The sequence below is a fragment of the Alitibacter langaaensis DSM 22999 genome (assembly GCF_003096995.1).
Lineage (GTDB): Bacteria > Pseudomonadota > Gammaproteobacteria > Enterobacterales > Pasteurellaceae > Exercitatus > Exercitatus langaaensis.
Genome location: NZ_QENU01000002.1, coordinates 122,350 through 138,942 on the forward strand (window position 1 = coordinate 122,350; position 16,593 = coordinate 138,942).

18 protein-coding genes are annotated in these 16,593 nt (G+C 42.3%); 13 read left to right on the top strand and 5 right to left on the bottom strand.

All coding sequences use genetic code 11. The features are described from left to right. Nucleotides 1–60 precede the first annotated feature (60 nt). From dut to C8D76_RS02330, 6 genes are all read left to right on the top strand, one after another. Nucleotides 61–516 (top strand): dUTP diphosphatase, encoded by a 456-nt coding sequence (gene dut / locus C8D76_RS02305; RefSeq protein ID WP_116631213.1) that lies wholly within the window; start codon nt 61–63, stop codon nt 514–516. Between the two features lie 6 nt (nt 517–522). After that, entirely contained in the window at nt 523–1,179 is a 657-nt protein-coding gene (gene slmA / locus C8D76_RS02310) for a nucleoid occlusion factor SlmA (RefSeq protein WP_116631214.1), read from the top strand. Next, a complete protein-coding gene (locus C8D76_RS02315) occupies nt 1,176–1,400 on the top strand; it encodes a YheU family protein (protein ID WP_116631215.1) in 225 nt (74 codons plus the stop codon). The genes slmA and C8D76_RS02315 overlap by 4 nt, the downstream gene beginning before the upstream one ends. Before the next feature lie 31 nt (nt 1,401–1,431). Further along, on the top strand, nt 1,432–2,100 hold the full coding sequence (gene crp, locus C8D76_RS02320; protein ID WP_243405789.1) for a cAMP-activated global transcriptional regulator CRP: 669 nt from the start codon (nt 1,432–1,434) through the stop codon (nt 2,098–2,100). 131 nt (nt 2,101–2,231) lie between these two features. Further along, complete coding sequence (locus C8D76_RS02325; RefSeq protein ID WP_116631216.1) at nt 2,232–2,987, top strand: class I SAM-dependent methyltransferase; 756 nt, start codon at nt 2,232–2,234, stop codon at nt 2,985–2,987. Between the two features lie 95 nt (nt 2,988–3,082). Beyond that, nucleotides 3,083–4,897 (top strand): monovalent cation:proton antiporter-2 (CPA2) family protein, encoded by a 1,815-nt coding sequence (locus C8D76_RS02330; protein ID WP_116631217.1) that lies wholly within the window; start codon nt 3,083–3,085, stop codon nt 4,895–4,897. 99 nt (nt 4,898–4,996) lie between these two features. Here C8D76_RS02330 and recF read toward each other — a convergent pair whose 3' ends face one another. The 3 genes from recF to dnaA are packed head-to-tail and all read right to left on the bottom strand — an operon-like array spanning nt 4,997 to nt 8,595. Then, nucleotides 4,997–6,079, bottom strand: coding sequence for a DNA replication/repair protein RecF (gene recF, locus C8D76_RS02335; RefSeq protein WP_116631218.1), 1,083 nt, complete (start codon nt 6,077–6,079; stop codon nt 4,997–4,999). 29 nt (nt 6,080–6,108) lie between these two features. Continuing rightward, nucleotides 6,109–7,209, bottom strand: a complete 1,101-nt coding sequence (gene dnaN, locus C8D76_RS02340) for a DNA polymerase III subunit beta (protein ID WP_116631219.1) — start codon at nt 7,207–7,209, stop codon at nt 6,109–6,111. A 9-nt stretch (nt 7,210–7,218) separates the two neighbouring features. Further along, the gene (gene dnaA, locus C8D76_RS02345; RefSeq protein ID WP_116631220.1) at nt 7,219–8,595 is read right to left on the bottom strand and encodes a chromosomal replication initiator protein DnaA; all 1,377 of its coding nucleotides are present in this window, start codon (nt 8,593–8,595) and stop codon (nt 7,219–7,221) included. 329 nt (nt 8,596–8,924) lie between these two features. Between dnaA and rpmH the strand changes: the two genes are divergently transcribed. From rpmH to mnmE, 5 genes are all read left to right on the top strand, one after another. Continuing rightward, the gene (gene rpmH / locus C8D76_RS02350; RefSeq protein ID WP_005539760.1) at nt 8,925–9,059 is read left to right on the top strand and encodes a 50S ribosomal protein L34; all 135 of its coding nucleotides are present in this window, start codon (nt 8,925–8,927) and stop codon (nt 9,057–9,059) included. A gap of 12 nt (nt 9,060–9,071) precedes the next feature. Next, nucleotides 9,072–9,437 carry a ribonuclease P protein component gene (gene rnpA, locus C8D76_RS02355; protein WP_116631221.1) on the top strand — a complete coding sequence of 122 codons (366 nt, stop codon included), beginning with the start codon at nt 9,072–9,074 and terminating at the stop codon, nt 9,435–9,437. Beyond that, nucleotides 9,401–9,664: a membrane protein insertion efficiency factor YidD gene (gene yidD, locus C8D76_RS02360; RefSeq protein ID WP_116631222.1), complete on the top strand. Its 264-nt coding sequence runs from the start codon at nt 9,401–9,403 to the stop codon at nt 9,662–9,664. The genes rnpA and yidD overlap by 37 nt, the downstream gene beginning before the upstream one ends. After that, nucleotides 9,661–11,277 carry a membrane protein insertase YidC gene (gene yidC / locus C8D76_RS02365; protein ID WP_116631223.1) on the top strand — a complete coding sequence of 539 codons (1,617 nt, stop codon included), beginning with the start codon at nt 9,661–9,663 and terminating at the stop codon, nt 11,275–11,277. Before yidD ends, yidC begins: the two co-directional genes overlap by 4 nt. Nucleotides 11,278–11,386: 109 nt before the next feature. Further along, nucleotides 11,387–12,757 carry a tRNA uridine-5-carboxymethylaminomethyl(34) synthesis GTPase MnmE gene (gene mnmE, locus C8D76_RS02370; protein ID WP_116631224.1) on the top strand — a complete coding sequence of 457 codons (1,371 nt, stop codon included), beginning with the start codon at nt 11,387–11,389 and terminating at the stop codon, nt 12,755–12,757. A gap of 33 nt (nt 12,758–12,790) precedes the next feature. Here mnmE and murJ read toward each other — a convergent pair whose 3' ends face one another. Continuing rightward, nucleotides 12,791–14,362, bottom strand: a complete 1,572-nt coding sequence (murJ, locus tag C8D76_RS02375) for a murein biosynthesis integral membrane protein MurJ (protein ID WP_116631225.1) — start codon at nt 14,360–14,362, stop codon at nt 12,791–12,793. A gap of 221 nt (nt 14,363–14,583) precedes the next feature. On the opposite strand from murJ, the gene rpsT reads away from it, so the two are divergent. Beyond that, nucleotides 14,584–14,847: a 30S ribosomal protein S20 gene (gene rpsT / locus C8D76_RS02380; protein WP_116631226.1), complete on the top strand. Its 264-nt coding sequence runs from the start codon at nt 14,584–14,586 to the stop codon at nt 14,845–14,847. A 56-nt stretch (nt 14,848–14,903) separates the two neighbouring features. Here rpsT and C8D76_RS02385 read toward each other — a convergent pair whose 3' ends face one another. Further along, nucleotides 14,904–15,575: a YtjB family periplasmic protein gene (locus C8D76_RS02385; RefSeq protein WP_116631227.1), complete on the bottom strand. Its 672-nt coding sequence runs from the start codon at nt 15,573–15,575 to the stop codon at nt 14,904–14,906. A 50-nt stretch (nt 15,576–15,625) separates the two neighbouring features. On the opposite strand from C8D76_RS02385, the gene serB reads away from it, so the two are divergent. Beyond that, nucleotides 15,626–16,585, top strand: coding sequence for a phosphoserine phosphatase (gene serB, locus C8D76_RS02390; protein WP_423802738.1), 960 nt, complete (start codon nt 15,626–15,628; stop codon nt 16,583–16,585). Nucleotides 16,586–16,593 lie beyond the last annotated feature (8 nt).

Below are 16,593 nucleotides of genomic sequence, written 5' to 3' on the forward strand. Positions count from 1 at the left end.
CCGATCTGCTTTCTTATTTATATGAAGAATGAGATATGGAGAGATTTAAAAGGAACCAAAATGAAAAAAATTGATGTAAAAATTTTAGATAACCGTATTGGCAATGAATTTCCGCTTCCTGCCTATGCAACTTCTGGCTCTGCGGGGTTAGATTTGCGTGCGTTAGTTGATGAAGCCTTTGAAATTCAACCAGGGGAAACAAAATTAATTCCAACTGGTTTATCGATTTATATTGCCGATCCTAATTTAGCCGCGGTAATTTTACCCCGCTCTGGCTTAGGCCATAAAAATGGCATTGTGCTTGGTAACTTAGTGGGCTTGATCGACAGTGATTATCAAGGGCCATTAATGGTGTCGATGTGGAACCGTGGCACGGCCCCTTTTTGTGTTGAAGTGGGGGATCGTATTGCGCAATTAGTCTTTGTGCCTATCGTGCAAGCAGAATTTAATATTGTGAACGATTTTGAGCAAACCGACCGCGGTGAAGGCGGTTTTGGGCATTCAGGTAAAAAATAGGGAATTATGGTAGAAGAACAACTTGAAATTGCGGAAATTGAACCTGCGACAACTGAAGTGAAAGTGCCTAAAATCGAAAAACGCAGCGTGAATGAACGCCGTCAACAAGTGTTGGCGGTGCTAACTAATATGCTTCATTCGGAATCGGGCATGGAACGAATGACAACCGCACGCCTTGCGGAGGCCGTTGGTGTGTCTGAAGCTGCGCTTTATCGTTATTTTCCAAGCAAAACCAAAATGTTTGAAGCCTTGTTGGATAATATCGAATTGAATTTATTCACACGCATTTCTCAATCGATCAAAATGGAAACCAATACCGTTAATCGTGTGCGCGATATTATGCAGATGATCTTGGATTTTGCCCGTAAAAACCCGGGGTTAACCCGTGTGCTAACAGGGCACGCATTAATGTTTGAAGACGGAAAATTGCAAGCCCGAGTGGCGCAATTTTTTGATCGTTTAGAGCTGCAATTCGTCAATATTCTGCAAATGAGTAAATTGCGTGAAGGCAAAATGTTTGCTGTTGATGAACGCACCCTCGCGATTTATTTAGTTACCTTCTGTGAAGGGCAATTTATGCGTTATGTACGCACTAACTTCCGCCGTATGCCAAATCAAAGTTTTGAACAACAATGGAAGCTCATTGAGCCGTTATTCGCATGATTATCCCATGGCAAAATTTAGAAGAAGAAACCTTGCGTAATATTGCTGAAAGTTTTATTTTACGTGAGGGAACAGATTATGGAATGGAAGAACTTTCGTTAGACCAAAAAACGCAAAATTTGCTGCACCTTATTCGCAACGGAAGTGCGGTCATTGTTTGGTCAGAATTACATGAAACTATTGATATTAAAAATAAAAAAGACTTTTTAACTGATGTCTAAAAGTCTGATTGCATATAATGGAGCGCTGTCTATGCAAGATTTAGAAATGATGAAATCAACGGATGTGCAAGAGCGTATCGGTTCGACAATTGATCCAACCATTGATTGGTTTATTTCCCATTGTCATATCCATAAATATCCCACCAAAACCACGTTGATTCATGCGGGCGAAAAAGCAGAGACGCTATATTATTTGGTGAAAGGCTCAGCGATGGTGATGGTGAAAGATGATGAAGGGAAAGAAATGATCCTCTCTTATCTCAGCCAAGGTGAGTTTTTTGGCGAAGTTGGATTATTTGGCGAAAACCAAACACGTTCTGCCTCGGTGAAAGCACGCACCACTTGTGAGATCGCTGAGGTTTCCTATAAAAAATTCCGTCAGTTAATTCAAGTCAATCCTGAGATTTTAATGTATCTCACAGCACAATTATCTCATCGTTTACAAAACACCTCTCGCCAAGTGACGAATTTGGCGTTTCTTGATGTAGCAGGGCGCATTGCACAAACGCTAATGAATTTATCTAAAATGCCAGATGCTATGACACACCCAGACGGTATGCAAATTAAGATCACGCGCCAAGAAATTGGGCAAATGGTGGGCTGTTCTCGTGAAACAGTCGGACGCATTCTCAAAATGTTGGAAGATGAAAACTTAATCGCCGCCCACGGAAAAACGATAGTTGTTTTTGGTGCGCGTTAATTTCCTTTTCTTCGTGTAAGTGCGGTCAAAAAATACAAAATTTTTGACCGCACTTTTTTATTGAATAAGAATAGATTTCATCTTCAAAATCCGATATATTTACTCGGGTAAAGAGAAGTGGAGCGATGATAATGAAGAAAGAAGAAGTCGGACATAATTTTTTAGCGCGTTTAGGCAAAACACGTTTACGCCCTGGCGGTCGCAAAGCCACAGAATGGTTAATTGCTAATGGCGATTTTAGTGCAGATAAAAAAGTGCTGGAAGTCGCTTGTAATATGGGCACAACGGCAATCGGGCTGGCGAAACAATTTGGTTGTCATATTGAAGGGGTGGATTTAGATGAAGCCGCTTTAGAAAAAGCACAGCGTAATATTATCGCCAATGATCTGCAAGACAAAATTCATGTTCAACGTGCTAATGCAATGAAATTGCCCTTTGAAGATAATCACTTTGATATTGTCATCAACGAAGCAATGCTCACAATGTTGCCATTGGCGGCAAAAAGCAAAGCGGTGGCGGAATATTTCCGTGTGCTGAAACCTGGTGGTTTTTTATTAACCCACGATGTGATGTTAAATACTAATGATAGCGAAGAGATTATTGCCCAATTGCGTGAAGCCATTAATATTACTGTTACGCCATTGACGAAAGATAATTGGAAAAAGCTGTTTCAAGAAGTGGGCTTTCGCAACGTAGAAACCTTTAGTGGCGAGATGACATTGCTCTCGCCACAAGGAATGATTTACGATGAAGGCGTGTTAGGTGCCGCCAAAATTGTGAAAAATGCCTTGAAATCTGAAAATCGTGAAACCTTTAAGAAAATGTTTAAGGTGTTCAATGATCCGCAGAAAAAATTAAATTTTATCGCAGTTTGTAGCCAAAAATAGTTTGCGCATTCTTGTATCAGTGATAAAAAGTGCGGTCAATTTTTGATAGAATTGGCCGCACTTATTTTTATAGATAAATAATTGGAGATTTATTCATGGCAGCCGAAGGCTCAACGCAACTTTTAACCGCAGTGATATTACTTGGCGCCGCAGTGATTGCCGTGCCGCTATTCAAACGTCTTGGGCTTGGCGCGGTGTTGGGATATTTGGCTGCAGGGCTGGTGATTGGTCCTTTCGGTTTAGGATTTATTTCCGATGTGGACTCAATGCTGCACGTGGCAGAATTAGGCGTGGTGATGTTTTTATTTCTCATCGGCTTAGAAATGAACCCCTCGCATTTATGGGGCTTGCGTAAACAGATTTTTGGTTTAGGCGCCTTGCAAGTGCTGATTAGCGGTGCGTTGGTGATGTGTATGGGCAAATTGCTCAATTATTCATGGCAAACGGCATTTATTATCGCCTCAGGTTTTGTGCTGAATTCTACCGCGATTATTATGCAAATTTTGAGCGAGCGCGGGGATATGGGCTCATCTCATGGGCAAAAAATCATCTCAATTTTGTTATTTGAAGATCTGATGATTGTGCCTTTACTCGCGATTATTGCGTTCCTTTCACCAGTAGAAACATTAACGGATGCAGAACCCTTGTGGCAAAAATTTGCGGTTGCAACAGGATCATTAGCGCTATTAATTGTCTCGGGAATTTGGTTGTTAAATCCTTTATTTAAAGCCTTGGCATGGACAAAGTTACGCGAAATGATGACTGCGGCAGCATTATTAGTGGTATTAGGTGCTGCATTTTTAATGGAACACGCTGGGCTTTCCGCGGCGATGGGGGCATTTATTGCCGGCGTATTATTGTCAAATTCGAGTTTCAGACATCAGCTAGAAGCGGATATTGAACCCTTCCGCGGGCTATTGCTTGGCTTATTTTTTCTCGGCGTGGGAATGTCTTTGGATCTGACCCTTGTGTTCAATCATTTCTGGGAAATTTTAATTGGCGTATTGGCATTGATGCTTGCCAACGGAACGGGCGTATTTTTAGCCGCACTTTTCACTCGTTCGAATATTATGGAAGCATTGGATCGCGCTTTTATTATGGTGATTGGTGGGGAATTTGCGTTTGTCCTTTTCTCTGCCGCCGCATCTCAACACGTGATTACCGCACAACGCCAAGCAATGGGGGCGGCGATTATTATCCTTTCGATGGTATTGAGCCCGCTCTTTATTTTATTCTTCAAAAAAGTGATTGTGCCACGTTTGCATAAGCCTACGGCAGAACGTGAAGATGACCACATTGATGAAATCTATCCCATTATTATGGTTGGCTTTGGGCGCTTTGGGCAAATTGTGAATGACGTGTTAGCGATGACAAATCATCAAGTCACCATTATTGATCGTGATGAAGAAATCATCGCAGGCATGCGCAAGATAGGCATTAAGGCGTATTATGGTGATGCCGAACGCCCAGAACTTTTACATTACGCTGGTATTGAATCCGCGAAATTGTTAATTGTCACCTCGGGCAATAAAGCAAAATGCACGCATATTGTGGAAATGGCGCGCAAAATGAACCCTAATATTCGGATCTTAGCCCGTGCTTATGACTTGTTCCACGTGTATGAGCTTTATGAAAAAGGCGCAGATCGTCAGGTGCGAGAAACCTTTGATGCCGCTTTGCGTACCGCACGTTATGCTTTGGAAGATTTAGGCGATATTGAGCAAGAAAAAATAAATGAAATTACACGAGTGTATTATGAAGAAAATAGCCGCCGCTTGCGTTTAATGTCGGAAGTGCATGATCCTAAGATAACGAAGAAATTTGAGAATAAAGAAATGATTCGTGTGGCGTTGGAGCACGATCAAAAAACAATGTCACATATTCAGCAGATTATTCAGCGAGAAGATTAACGAAAATATTAAGGGAAATATTAAGGGAAATATTAAGGAAAAGTGCGGTCAAATTTGACCGTATTTTTTATGCTTTCACTAATCCCTAAGGTTGGTTGATTATCCAAGCGGCGAAATCTTGCCTTCTTGCACGGCAAAAGTGCGGTGTTTTTCAGGTTGCATTTGTTTCAGTTGGTCTGCTGTAATGGCAGTGACAAACACTTGCGATTGGCTTTGTTGTAAGCGTTCGGCTAATAATGCGCGTTTGTTTTGATCTAATTCAGAGGCAAAATCATCAATCAAAAAAATGCAAGGGCGTTCTTTTTCGTGCATCAAATGTTCGCCTTGGGCAAGACGTAATGCGCACATTAACAATTTTAATTGACCGCGAGATAGCACATCTTCCACTGGTAACCCATTGGCTTTAAAGCGGAAATCTGCTTTTTGTGGGCCAGAAAAGGTGTAGCCAAGATGTTTATCACGCTCAAAATTTTCGCGTAAGAGATCCGCATATTCGGTATTTTTATCCCAACCTTGATGAAAACTCACACTAATCTCTAATTCAGGCAAAAAAAGTTGGCAAGTTTGTTCGATTTCTGGGCGTAAGGCTTCTGCATATTCGGCACGCCATTGGCTGACTTGATGTGCCAGTTTGGCGAGTTCGACATCCCAAATTTTTAGGCTGCTGTAATCATAGGTTTGTTGTAATGCAGCATTGCGCTGTTTTAAGAAACGATTTAGCGCCGACCAAGCGGAATGAAAACTCGGGTGATGGTGGAATAATCCCCAATCTAAAAACGCGCGGCGATATGCAGGGCCGCCATTGAGCAAGGTTAGCCCTTCTGGGGTGATGATTTGCATTGGGAGCAAGTGCGCAAGATCCGCAATTTTATTGCCATCTTCACCATTAATTTTAACGATGGTCGTGCCGTCTTTGCGATGTTTTTGTAGCCCGACAGACCACTGATGTTGGCTTTCTTGGATGCGCCCGTGCAGGGTGAAATGGGGTTGCTCATAGGAAATTATGCGCGTTGTGACCGCACTTTTGAATGAACGACCATGGCCGAGATAGAAAATGCTTTCTAGCAAACTGGTTTTACCGCTGCCATTATTGCCGACCAAAAAGTTAAAACCGTGGTCAAATTCAAGATCCACGGCATTAAGATTACGGAAATGTTCAACGATTAAACGAGAAATAGCCATAAAAGTGCGGTCAAAATGACGATATTTTTTTACAGCTTCATTGGCATGATGACATATTCAGCGCTGCTATCTGACACATCTTCCATCAAACAGCTTGATGCGGCATCGGTTAAACGCATACGAACTTGCTGGCATTTAATCGCGTTGAGTACATCTAAAACGTAGCTGACATTAAAACCAATTTCCATTGGCTCGGCTTGATAACTCACATCGACGATTTCTTCTGCTTCTTCTTGTTCTGGGTTTTTCGCCGTGATTTTAAGCTGATTATTCGCTAACTCTAAACGCACGCTGCGCACTTTATCGCTAGACAAAATAGAGGCACGCACAAAGGCTTGTTTAAGGCTTTCCCAATCCGCTTCTAAAATGCGATCAGCATTTCGCGGCAACACACGGCGATAATCAGGGAAACGACCATCAATTAATTTGGAGGTGAAGATAACCGAGCCAAGTTGAACACGCAAATTATTGGTGCCAATTTGTACACGAGCGGGTTCCTCGGCGTTCACATCAAGCAAACGAGCAAGCTCTAACACACCTTTACGCGGCAAGATCACCGAGTGGTTTTGCAACTCTTGCTCTAGCTCAATGGTACAAACCGCTAAACGATGTCCATCTGTGGCAACGGTGCGTAATAAATTGCCTTCGGTTTCAAATTTCATTCCGTTTAAGAAATAACGCGCATCATTATTTGCCATAGAAAACTGTGTGGCATCAATTAAACGGCGTAAATTCGCTTGCGAAACAGTGAAATCCACTTCAGACTGCCAATCCGTGAGGTTTGGATATTCTTCAGCAGGGAAGGTGGCGAGATTAAATTTAGAACGCTCAGAGCGGATTATCGCACGATCTTCTTCAAAATCCACATTAATGACCGCACTTTCATGCAGGCTGCGGCAAATATCTAAGAATTTTTTTGCTGGAATGGTCACATCCCCGTTTCCATCATTCTCTAGAATCGCGCTGGTGGATAATTCTACTTCGAGATCGGTTCCTGTAATGGTTAATTGATTGCCACGAACTTGTAGCAACACGTTATTCAACACAGGAATATTGGGGCGGTTGCTTAATACGCCACAAACTTGCTGTAATGGTTTTAACAGATTTTCTCTTGAAACGATAAGCTGCATACGATTTCCTTATGCTGATAAAATACGGACTAAATTTAACCAATCTTCTTGCAGATTAGCATCTTGCTCACGGAGTTCGGCAATTTTATCACAAGCGTACATCACCGTGGTATGGTCACGATCACCAAAATTTTTGCCAATCTCTGGAAAACTGCGGTTGGTGAGTTCTTTCGCCAGCGCCATGGCTAGCTGACGCGGGCGAGCCAATGAGCGTAAGCGACTTTTGGATTTTAAATCAGACACTTTGATCCGATAATATTCCGCGACTTCTTTTTGAATATTTTCGATGGTCACTAATTTTTCTTGCAAAGCAAGCATATCTTTTAACACTTCTCGTGCGAAATCAACGGTGATTGGTCGCCCCGTGAATTCAGTATTCGCTTGCACTCGGTTTAGTGCGCCTTCTAATTCACGCACATTGGCACGAATTTTCTGCCCAATAAAAAATGCCACTTCTTCGGGTAAATCAATATGGCGTTCTTCGGCTTTTTTCATCAAAATTGCCACGCGCGTTTCTAGTTCTGGCGGCTCAATTTGTAAGGTTAAACCCACGCCAAACCGTGAGGTTAAACGTTCGGTAAAATTATCAATACCCTTTGGCAATTTATCTGAAGTTAGGATAATTTGACGCCCACCTTCAAATAAGGAATTAAAAGTGTGGAAGAATTCTTCCTGTGTCCCGTCTTTGCCCGCGAAGAATTGAATATCATCAATCAGCAATACATCAAGTGAACGATAGAATTTTTTGAATTGCTCAATACGCTCGCTGCGCAAGGCTTTCACCATTTGTTGCACATAACGCTCGGAATGAATATATACAATGCGCGTGTTCGGATTATCTGCCAAAATCGCATTGCCAATGGCGTGCAACAAGTGGGTTTTCCCCAAACCAGAACCACCGTATAAAAAGAGCGGATTCGTCAGCACATCGCCCGGTTTTTTCGCCACTTTCAATCCCGCAGAACGCGCCAATTGATTTGATTTGCCACCTACAAAATTCTCAAACACATAGTTAGCGTTGAGATTAGTGCGAAATTCTATTTGTTCAGAATCTTGCTGAGAATTGACCGCACTTGCGCTGTGCGTCATATTTTCTGTTATTGGCGCACTTAGAGTTTTAGGCGCAGCGGGTTTCACCCCTTCCACTAATTTAATCAATAATTCTGGATTTTGGCTTAACGCTTGGGCGGTTTTAATGATTTGCGCTAAAAAATGTGTTTCCACCCAGTTTTTCACAAACACGTTAGAGGCATAAAGGGTAATGAGATTATTGTTATTAACCTCAGCTTGTAAGGGGCGCAGCCACATATTGAGATCATTTGACGACACTTGATCTTGCAGCTGGGATAAGCAATTTGCCCAAAGTGATGACAGTTGGTGTTCCATTTTTATCTTTATTATGAAGTGGTTAACAGAAATGACCGAAAAGTGCGGTCGAAATTGGCGTAATTTTACCTGAAAATTGATCAAAGATCTTCCCTGAAAGATCAAAAAAATGGCTTGAGATTTTTCGGGAAAAACGTATAATTCGCCGCGCTTATTTAGATAAAAAGAAAATTTCTTCTATTCTAATTTGACGAACGTTGATTTTATCAGTAAAATTCCGTTCCTTATTTTGAATAACCTTGTTTTCAAGTAATATGTTTTGTTCGCTTTGGCTTTCAGTGCGAATAAAGCGATCAATACGAACATTTTTTGATTTAGGTAGATTTAATATGAAACGTACATTTCAACCATCTGTATTAAAACGTAGTCGTACTCACGGTTTCCGTGCGCGTATGGCAACTAAAAACGGCCGTCAAGTTTTAGCTCGTCGTCGTGCTAAAGGTCGTAAAAGTTTATCAGCTTAATTCGCAACGCTTGTGAATAAGCAAGACTTAACTTTTCATCGGGGGCTACGTTTGTTAGCCCCTGAACATTTCAAATACGTCTTTCAAGACCCACAGCGTGCATCTACACCTGAAGTCACCATATTGGCTCGTCCCAATTCTCTATCTCATCCACGCCTTGGCTTAACTGTTGCCAAAAAGCACTTGAAACGCGCTCATGAACGTAATCGAATTAAACGTTTATGCCGTGAAAGTTTCCGCTTATTGCAACATGAATTGCCGCATTGTGATTTTGTAATCGTGGCGAAAGCAGGAATTGGCAAGTTAGATAACCGCACTTTCAGCCAAACATTGAGTAAATTATGGCAACGTCACATTCGCTTGGCGAACAGATCCTAATTAAGCTCATTCGAGGCTATCAAATTTTTATCAGTCCGATGATGGCACCGCGCTGTCGTTTTGTGCCCACTTGCTCTTGTTATGGGCTTGAGGCGATAAAAACGCATGGCGCATTAAAAGGTAGTTGGCTTACGCTTAAACGTGTATTAAAATGTCACCCTTTGCATGAAGGTGGATACGATCCTGTGCCACCGAAAAACCATAACCATAAAGAGAACAACCAATGAATTCAAGTCGTGGCTTATTAGCACTAGCTCTACTTTTCATCTCGTTCCTTGTTTATCAACAATGGGAAATCGACAAAGCGCCGAAACCTGCTGTTGCACAAACAAATGTAACGCAATCTTCAACGGATACGCCAAGCAGTCCAACTGCGAACACTGCAACGCCAGATAGCGAAGCAAAAGGTCGTGTAATTACCGTTGCCAATGATGTATTCCGCTTAAAAATTGACACATTAGGTGGCGATGTTGTGGAAAGTGAACTGTTAAATTACGCTCAAGAATTGAACAGTGAAGCGCGTTTTACTTTGTTGGACAATCAAAATGGTAAAACCTATATCGCTCAAAGTGGCTTAGTGGGTAAAGATGGTATTGACAGCGCTGCTGGTCGTGCCGCTTATCAAGTGGATGGCGATAATTTTGTTTTAGCCGACGGTCAAAACGAATTGCGTGTGCCACTCACATTTGAAAAAGATGGAGTTACTTACCGTAAAGTTTTCGTACTTAAACGTGGCGCTTATGATGTAGCGGTGAATTATGAAATTCAAAATAATGGCGCAGCAGCGATTGAAGTACAGCCTTATGGTCAATTAAAACATAATTTAGTAGAAAGCTCTGGCCACATCGCAATGCCAACTTATACTGGTGGTGCATATTCATCTTCAGAAACTAATTATAAAAAATACAGTTTCGATGAAATGAAAAAAGCAAACCTTTCCATTGATACCAAAGCAGGTTGGGTGGCAGTATTACAGCACTACTTCGTATCTGCATGGATTCCAAGCCAAGATGTGGATAATCAGCTTTACACTAGCACGAACAATGGCGTTGGATTCATCGGCTATCGCGGCCCTGTTACAACAGTGCAACCAGGCGAAAGCAAAAGCATTAACAGTTCATTGTGGACTGGCCCTAAATTACAAGAGCAAATGGGGGCCGTGGCAAACCATTTAGACTTAACTGTGGATTATGGTTGGGCGTGGTTTATTGCTAAACCGTTATTCTGGTTATTAACGCATATTCACGACTTAGTGAAAAACTGGGGTCTGGCTATCATTGGGGTAACGCTTATCGTTAAAGGATTGCTTTATCCATTAACCAAAGCGCAATATACTTCAATGGCAAAAATGCGTATGTTGCAACCAAAATTGCAAGAAATGCGTGAACGTTTTGGCGATGATCGTCAACGTATGAGCCAAGAAATGATGAAATTGTATAAAGAAGAAAAAGTGAACCCATTGGGTGGCTGTCTTCCATTATTAATTCAAATGCCAATTTTCATCGCCCTTTATTGGACGTTTATGGAAGCGGTTGAATTGCGTCATGCGCCATTCTTTGGCTGGATCCAAGATTTATCCGCACAAGATCCTTACTATATTCTTCCGCTATTAATGGGTGGTTCAATGTTCTTGTTGCAAAAAATGTCGCCAACACCTGTGGCTGACCCTATGCAACAAAAAATTATGACATTCATGCCTGTTGTCTTTACCGTATTCTTCTTATGGTTCCCTGCTGGCTTGGTATTATATTGGTTAGTATCAAACCTGATTACCATCATCCAGCAACAACTTATCTACCGCGGATTAGAGAAAAAAGGTTTACATAGCCGTAAGAAATAATGAATGAGTTCGGAATAAAAGGTATCCTAGTGATACCTTTTATTTTTAGTCGTCAATGAAGATTGATTAGCGCACTGGATAAAAGTGCGGTCATTTTTAGGATAATTTTATGACAGATTTTACAAAGGATACGATTGTTGCCCAAGCCACGCCCATCGGCCGTGGCGGTGTTGGTATTTTGCGTGTATCGGGGCCGCTAGCGACCGAAGTGGCAAAAGCTGTTGTGGGCAAAGAATTAAAGCCACGTTTAGCCAATTATTTGCCCTTTAAAGATGCAGATGGCACTGTTTTGGATCAAGGAATCGCACTTTATTTTAAAGCCCCCAATTCTTTTACAGGGGAAGATGTCGTGGAATTCCAAGGGCATGGCGGTCAAGTGGTGTTGGATCTTTTGCTCAAACGAATTTTACAGGTGAAAGGCATTCGCCTTGCCCGTCCGGGGGAATTTTCTGAACAGGCATTTTTGAATGATAAACTAGATTTGGCACAAGCCGAAGCGATTGCGGATTTAATTGATGCGACTTCTGAACAAGCGGCTCGTTCTGCCTTAAAGTCTTTGCAAGGTGAATTTTCTAATAAAGTGAATCAATTGGTGGAGCAAGTGATTTACTTACGCACCTATGTCGAAGCTGCGATTGATTTCCCTGATGAAGAAATTGATTTCTTGGCAGACGGCAAAATTGAAGGACATTTAAATGAGATTATTGCTCAATTGGATAAAGTGCGCTCTGAAGCCAAACAGGGTTCAATTTTGCGTGAGGGCATGAAAGTGGTGATTGCCGGTCGTCCGAATGCTGGAAAATCTAGCTTGTTAAATGCTCTTGCAGGGCGAGAAGCAGCGATTGTCACCAATATCGCTGGCACGACTCGAGATGTGCTGCGCGAACATATCCACATTGACGGTATGCCGTTGCACATTATCGACACTGCAGGATTGCGTGATGCCACCGATGAAGTCGAGCGCATTGGTATCACTCGCGCATGGCATGAAATTGAGCAAGCGGATTTGGTGATTTTGATGCTAGATAGCACTGATCCTGATAGCCAAAATCTGGAAAAAGTGCGGTCAGAATTTTTGGAGAAATTACCGAATAATATTCCCGTAACCATTGTGCGTAATAAATCAGATTTGAGCGGTGAGCGAGAAAGCATAGAACAACAGGACGGTTCGGTGGTGATCCGATTATCTGCGCAAACCCAACAAGGCGTGGATTTATTGCGTGAACACTTAAAACAATCTATCGGCTATCAAACTGGCGTAGAGGGCGGTTTTTTGGCACGCCGCCGTCATTTAGAAGCCTTAGAATATGCCGCTGAACACTTACAAATAGGGCATGTTCAGCTTACCCAATTCCATGCAGGCGAATTATTGGCAGAAGAATTGCGTAGAGCGCAAAACTATCTCAGTGAAATCACGGGGCAATTCACATCCGATGATTTGCTGAGCAATATATTTAGCTCATTTTGTATCGGTAAATAAACAAAAATCCCACGTCTTGAACGTGGGATTGTTTTATCTGCGTGCGAGTAAATCTTCTTTTCTTATTCTCAATAAAAACAGCACCGTTAAATAGCTCACCGCCGCCGTAGCGATTAACCAAACCAGCCAATGTACACGTTTAAGGAAACTCATTGCATTCCAAGCATCAAGGCTAGGGCAGAAGTGCCACACCAATGCGCCCATAATGACCGCGGCGATCAAAACTTTGAGAAAAAAGACCGCACTTTGGCGACTGAAATGATAGACATCGCCTTTAGCTAAACCACGGTAGAGCAAAAAGGCATTTAAGGTTGCCGACATTGCTGATGCCATTGCCAAGCCAACATAGCTAAACCAAAAGGCGAGAATGTTAAAGCCCATATTGCAGACCATCGCGATGATACCAATTTTCACGGGGGTTTTGGTGTCTTGGCGTGCGTAATAACCATTGGCAAGAATTTTGATGAGCATAAAACTGAGCAAGCCCGCGTTAAATGCCCAAAGCGAAAGTGCGGCGGCTTGTACATCTGAAAGGGAAAATTCGCCACGCATAAAGAGCGTAATTAACATAGGTTCGGCGAGCACGGCAATACCAATCATCGCAGGAACACCGAGCAATAAAATCATCCGTACACCCCAATCCATCGTGCGATGAAAATCGGTCGCGCTGTTTGGATTATCGCTTTTATTCACATGTTGGCGAGCGAGCGTTGGGAGAATCACCGTTGAAATCGCAATCCCAAACAAGCCGAGCGGAAATTCCAATAAACGATCTGAATAGTAAAGCCAGCTAATTGAGCCTGTCATTAAGAAACTGGCGATAAAGGTGTCGAGTAATAAATTAATTTGGCTCACGGAAACACCAAATAATGCAGGGATCATCAACGTGCGGATCTTTTTCACCCCCACATCATTCCACGCCCACTTGGGTTTGACCAACAATCCCGCTTTCTTTAAAAACGGAATTTGGAATAAAAACTGCAACAACCCACCCATAAAAATACCAATGGCTAACGCCAAATCGGGATCATTCATCTGTGGTGCAAGCAAAAGTGCGGTGGAAATCATCGCAATATTGAGTAAAACCGGCGAGAATGACATCACGCCAAACTTGCCTAAGGTATTTAAAATGGCGCCAGATAGGGCGACAAAAGTGATAAACCATAAATAAGGAAAGGTGATCTTGAGCAACAACGACGCCTGCTCAAATTTATGCGCATTTTCACCATCGTTAAGCCAATCCATGAACCAGCCCGTACCAAAAATCGCCGCAACCACAGGCGATGCCACCATTGCAACTAGCGTAACAATGGTAACAAGTCCGCCTAACGTGCCTGACACTTTGGCGATAAATTCACGAGTTTTGTCCATATCGCCCGATTTTTGATATTCGGCAAGCACAGGCACGAAAGCTTGTGAAAACGCCCCTTCTGCGAATAAACGACGTAAAAAATTAGGAATGCGGTTGGCAAATAAAAAGATATCCGCCGCGGCGCCTGCACCAATAATATTGGCGATAACCACATCGCGTACTAAGCCTAATACGCGTGAAAGCAAAGTCATCGAGCTGACAATAATGCCCGATTTAAGAAGTCGTTTACTCAAAATTTTGACCTATGGAAAAGAAAATTGCGTTAATTTTATAGAAATTTCATATTTACGCTATATTCTAGCGGAAAAAACTGATAAAATCTCGTGCACATCGTTGATCTCGTCGCGAATGGCTTAATGCGACCCCTTAAAACGGTGGAAACATTCGGTTGTGTCTCACCGAAAATCAACATATTTTCAATTAGTTAATTTAATAAATTTTTAGGAGTTTGACCTTGGCTAATATCAAGTCAGCAAAAAAACGTGCGATTCAATCTGAAAAACGCCGTCAACACAACGCAAGTCAACGCTCAATGATGCGTACTTACATCAAAAAAGTTTACGCAGCAGTAGCAGCAGGCGAAAAAGCAACAGCAGAAACAGCATTCGTAGAAATGCAAAAAGTGGTAGACCGTATGGCGTCTAAAGGCTTAATCCACGCGAACAAAGCTGCAAACCACAAATCTAAATTAGCTGCTCAAATCAAAAAATTAGCATAATTTCAGATTAGAATAAAAATTAACCGCACTTTTTTGAAGTGCGGTTTTTTGTTTCCTTAAATCCGTCTGCGGCGGCGATGAAAAGCAAGCGCACGATTGGTCGTCGTGTTTTTCACTGTTTGATGATTGCTGCGATTTTCTTTTGAACGGTGCGCACGGCGATAGTGGCTGAGAAAGTAATGTAACGAGCTAGCAAGGAGCACGCCGGCTAAAAATACCACAATGAGTTCACCATATAATTGATGAAATAATTGATTGATTTTGCTTTGCGTGGTTTGCCCGTATTTGCTATCGAAAGTTACCCGCAGAAATCCTTCCACACCATTATTGGAATAAATCGGCTCCACAATTTGTTGGTGGTGGGGCGCGGTGTTTTGTTCTAAGCCTAATTGGGCGCGCAGATTTTGGCTATTTTGGCTTTGCGCTAACAATTCGCCATTGGCACCGTAAAGCGTTGCATCAATAATAAATATTTCTTTGGCGAGATTATCTAAACTTTCCGTGAGCTTTTCTGTTTGCGCATTATTCACCAACAGCATAGATAGCAAGGTGGTTTGCTGGCGCACTAATAAATGGGATAAATTTGCCACTTGGTTAACACTTGCTAACTGTGAGCCAATCTGAAACTGTTTTACGCCAAAGAGAATGACGCCAAGCGCTGTAATACAAAGCACGACAATGCTAGCAAATAGGGCGGATTTCGCCATTTTTTCACGCAGAATTTGCAAGTTATTTTCCTATCCTAAATAGAATGATGTATGATTGTACCATTATTTTTCTGAAAGGATCATCCATGCAAAGTATTCTTCAAAAATATTCGCTATTTCCGACCGCACTTTCTGCGCAACAACCGCTGCCCGCACGTCAAGGCTATTCCATTTTATTTGGCACGCAATTGAATGCAGACACATTAGCGCAATTTCATACAAAGTGCGGTCAAAATTTTGAAATTTTAAGCTGCTGGCAAGTCGTAGAAAATGTGGTGGTGCTCGTCAAAGGTAAGTTTTCGGCGCAACAAATTTCACTTGCTCATCAACTGGGTTTAGATGCAGCGGTGATCAATTTTAATGCTCGCTTAAGCCAATCAGGCTTGCTAGTGATGGATATGGACAGCACAGCGATTCAAATTGAGTGCATTGATGAAATCGCCAAATTGGCTGGCACGGGCGATAAAGTTTCAGCGATCACGGCAGCAGCTATGCGTGGCGAATTGGATTTTGAACAGAGCTTACGGCGCCGAGTAGGCACGTTAAAAGGCGCACCAGAAAGCATTTTAGCGCAAGTGCGAGAGAATTTACCTTTAATGGACGGCTTGCAAGAAACGATTGTCGAATTGAAAAACTATGGCTGGAAAACTGCCATTGCCTCTGGCGGCTTCACCTATTTTGCGGATTATCTCAAAGAAACGCTTGAATTAGATGCCGCGGTATCAAACCAATTTGAAATTATTGACGGCACGCTAACGGGAAATGTGAAAGGGGATATTGTGCACGCGCAATATAAAGCCGATACGCTACAACGTTTGGCGCGAGAATTTGGTATTGCCCCCGAAAATACAGTCGCTATCGGAGATGGCGCCAATGATTTGGCGATGATGGCGGTGGCAGATTTGGGCGCGGCTTTTCATGCTAAACCAAAAGTGCAACAACAGGCGCAAGTTGTGGTAAACTTTGCCAACTTAACTGGCTTGCTCTGTTTGCTCAGCGCCAATGATCAAATTCAACAGATTGAAAAATAAGGAGAAAA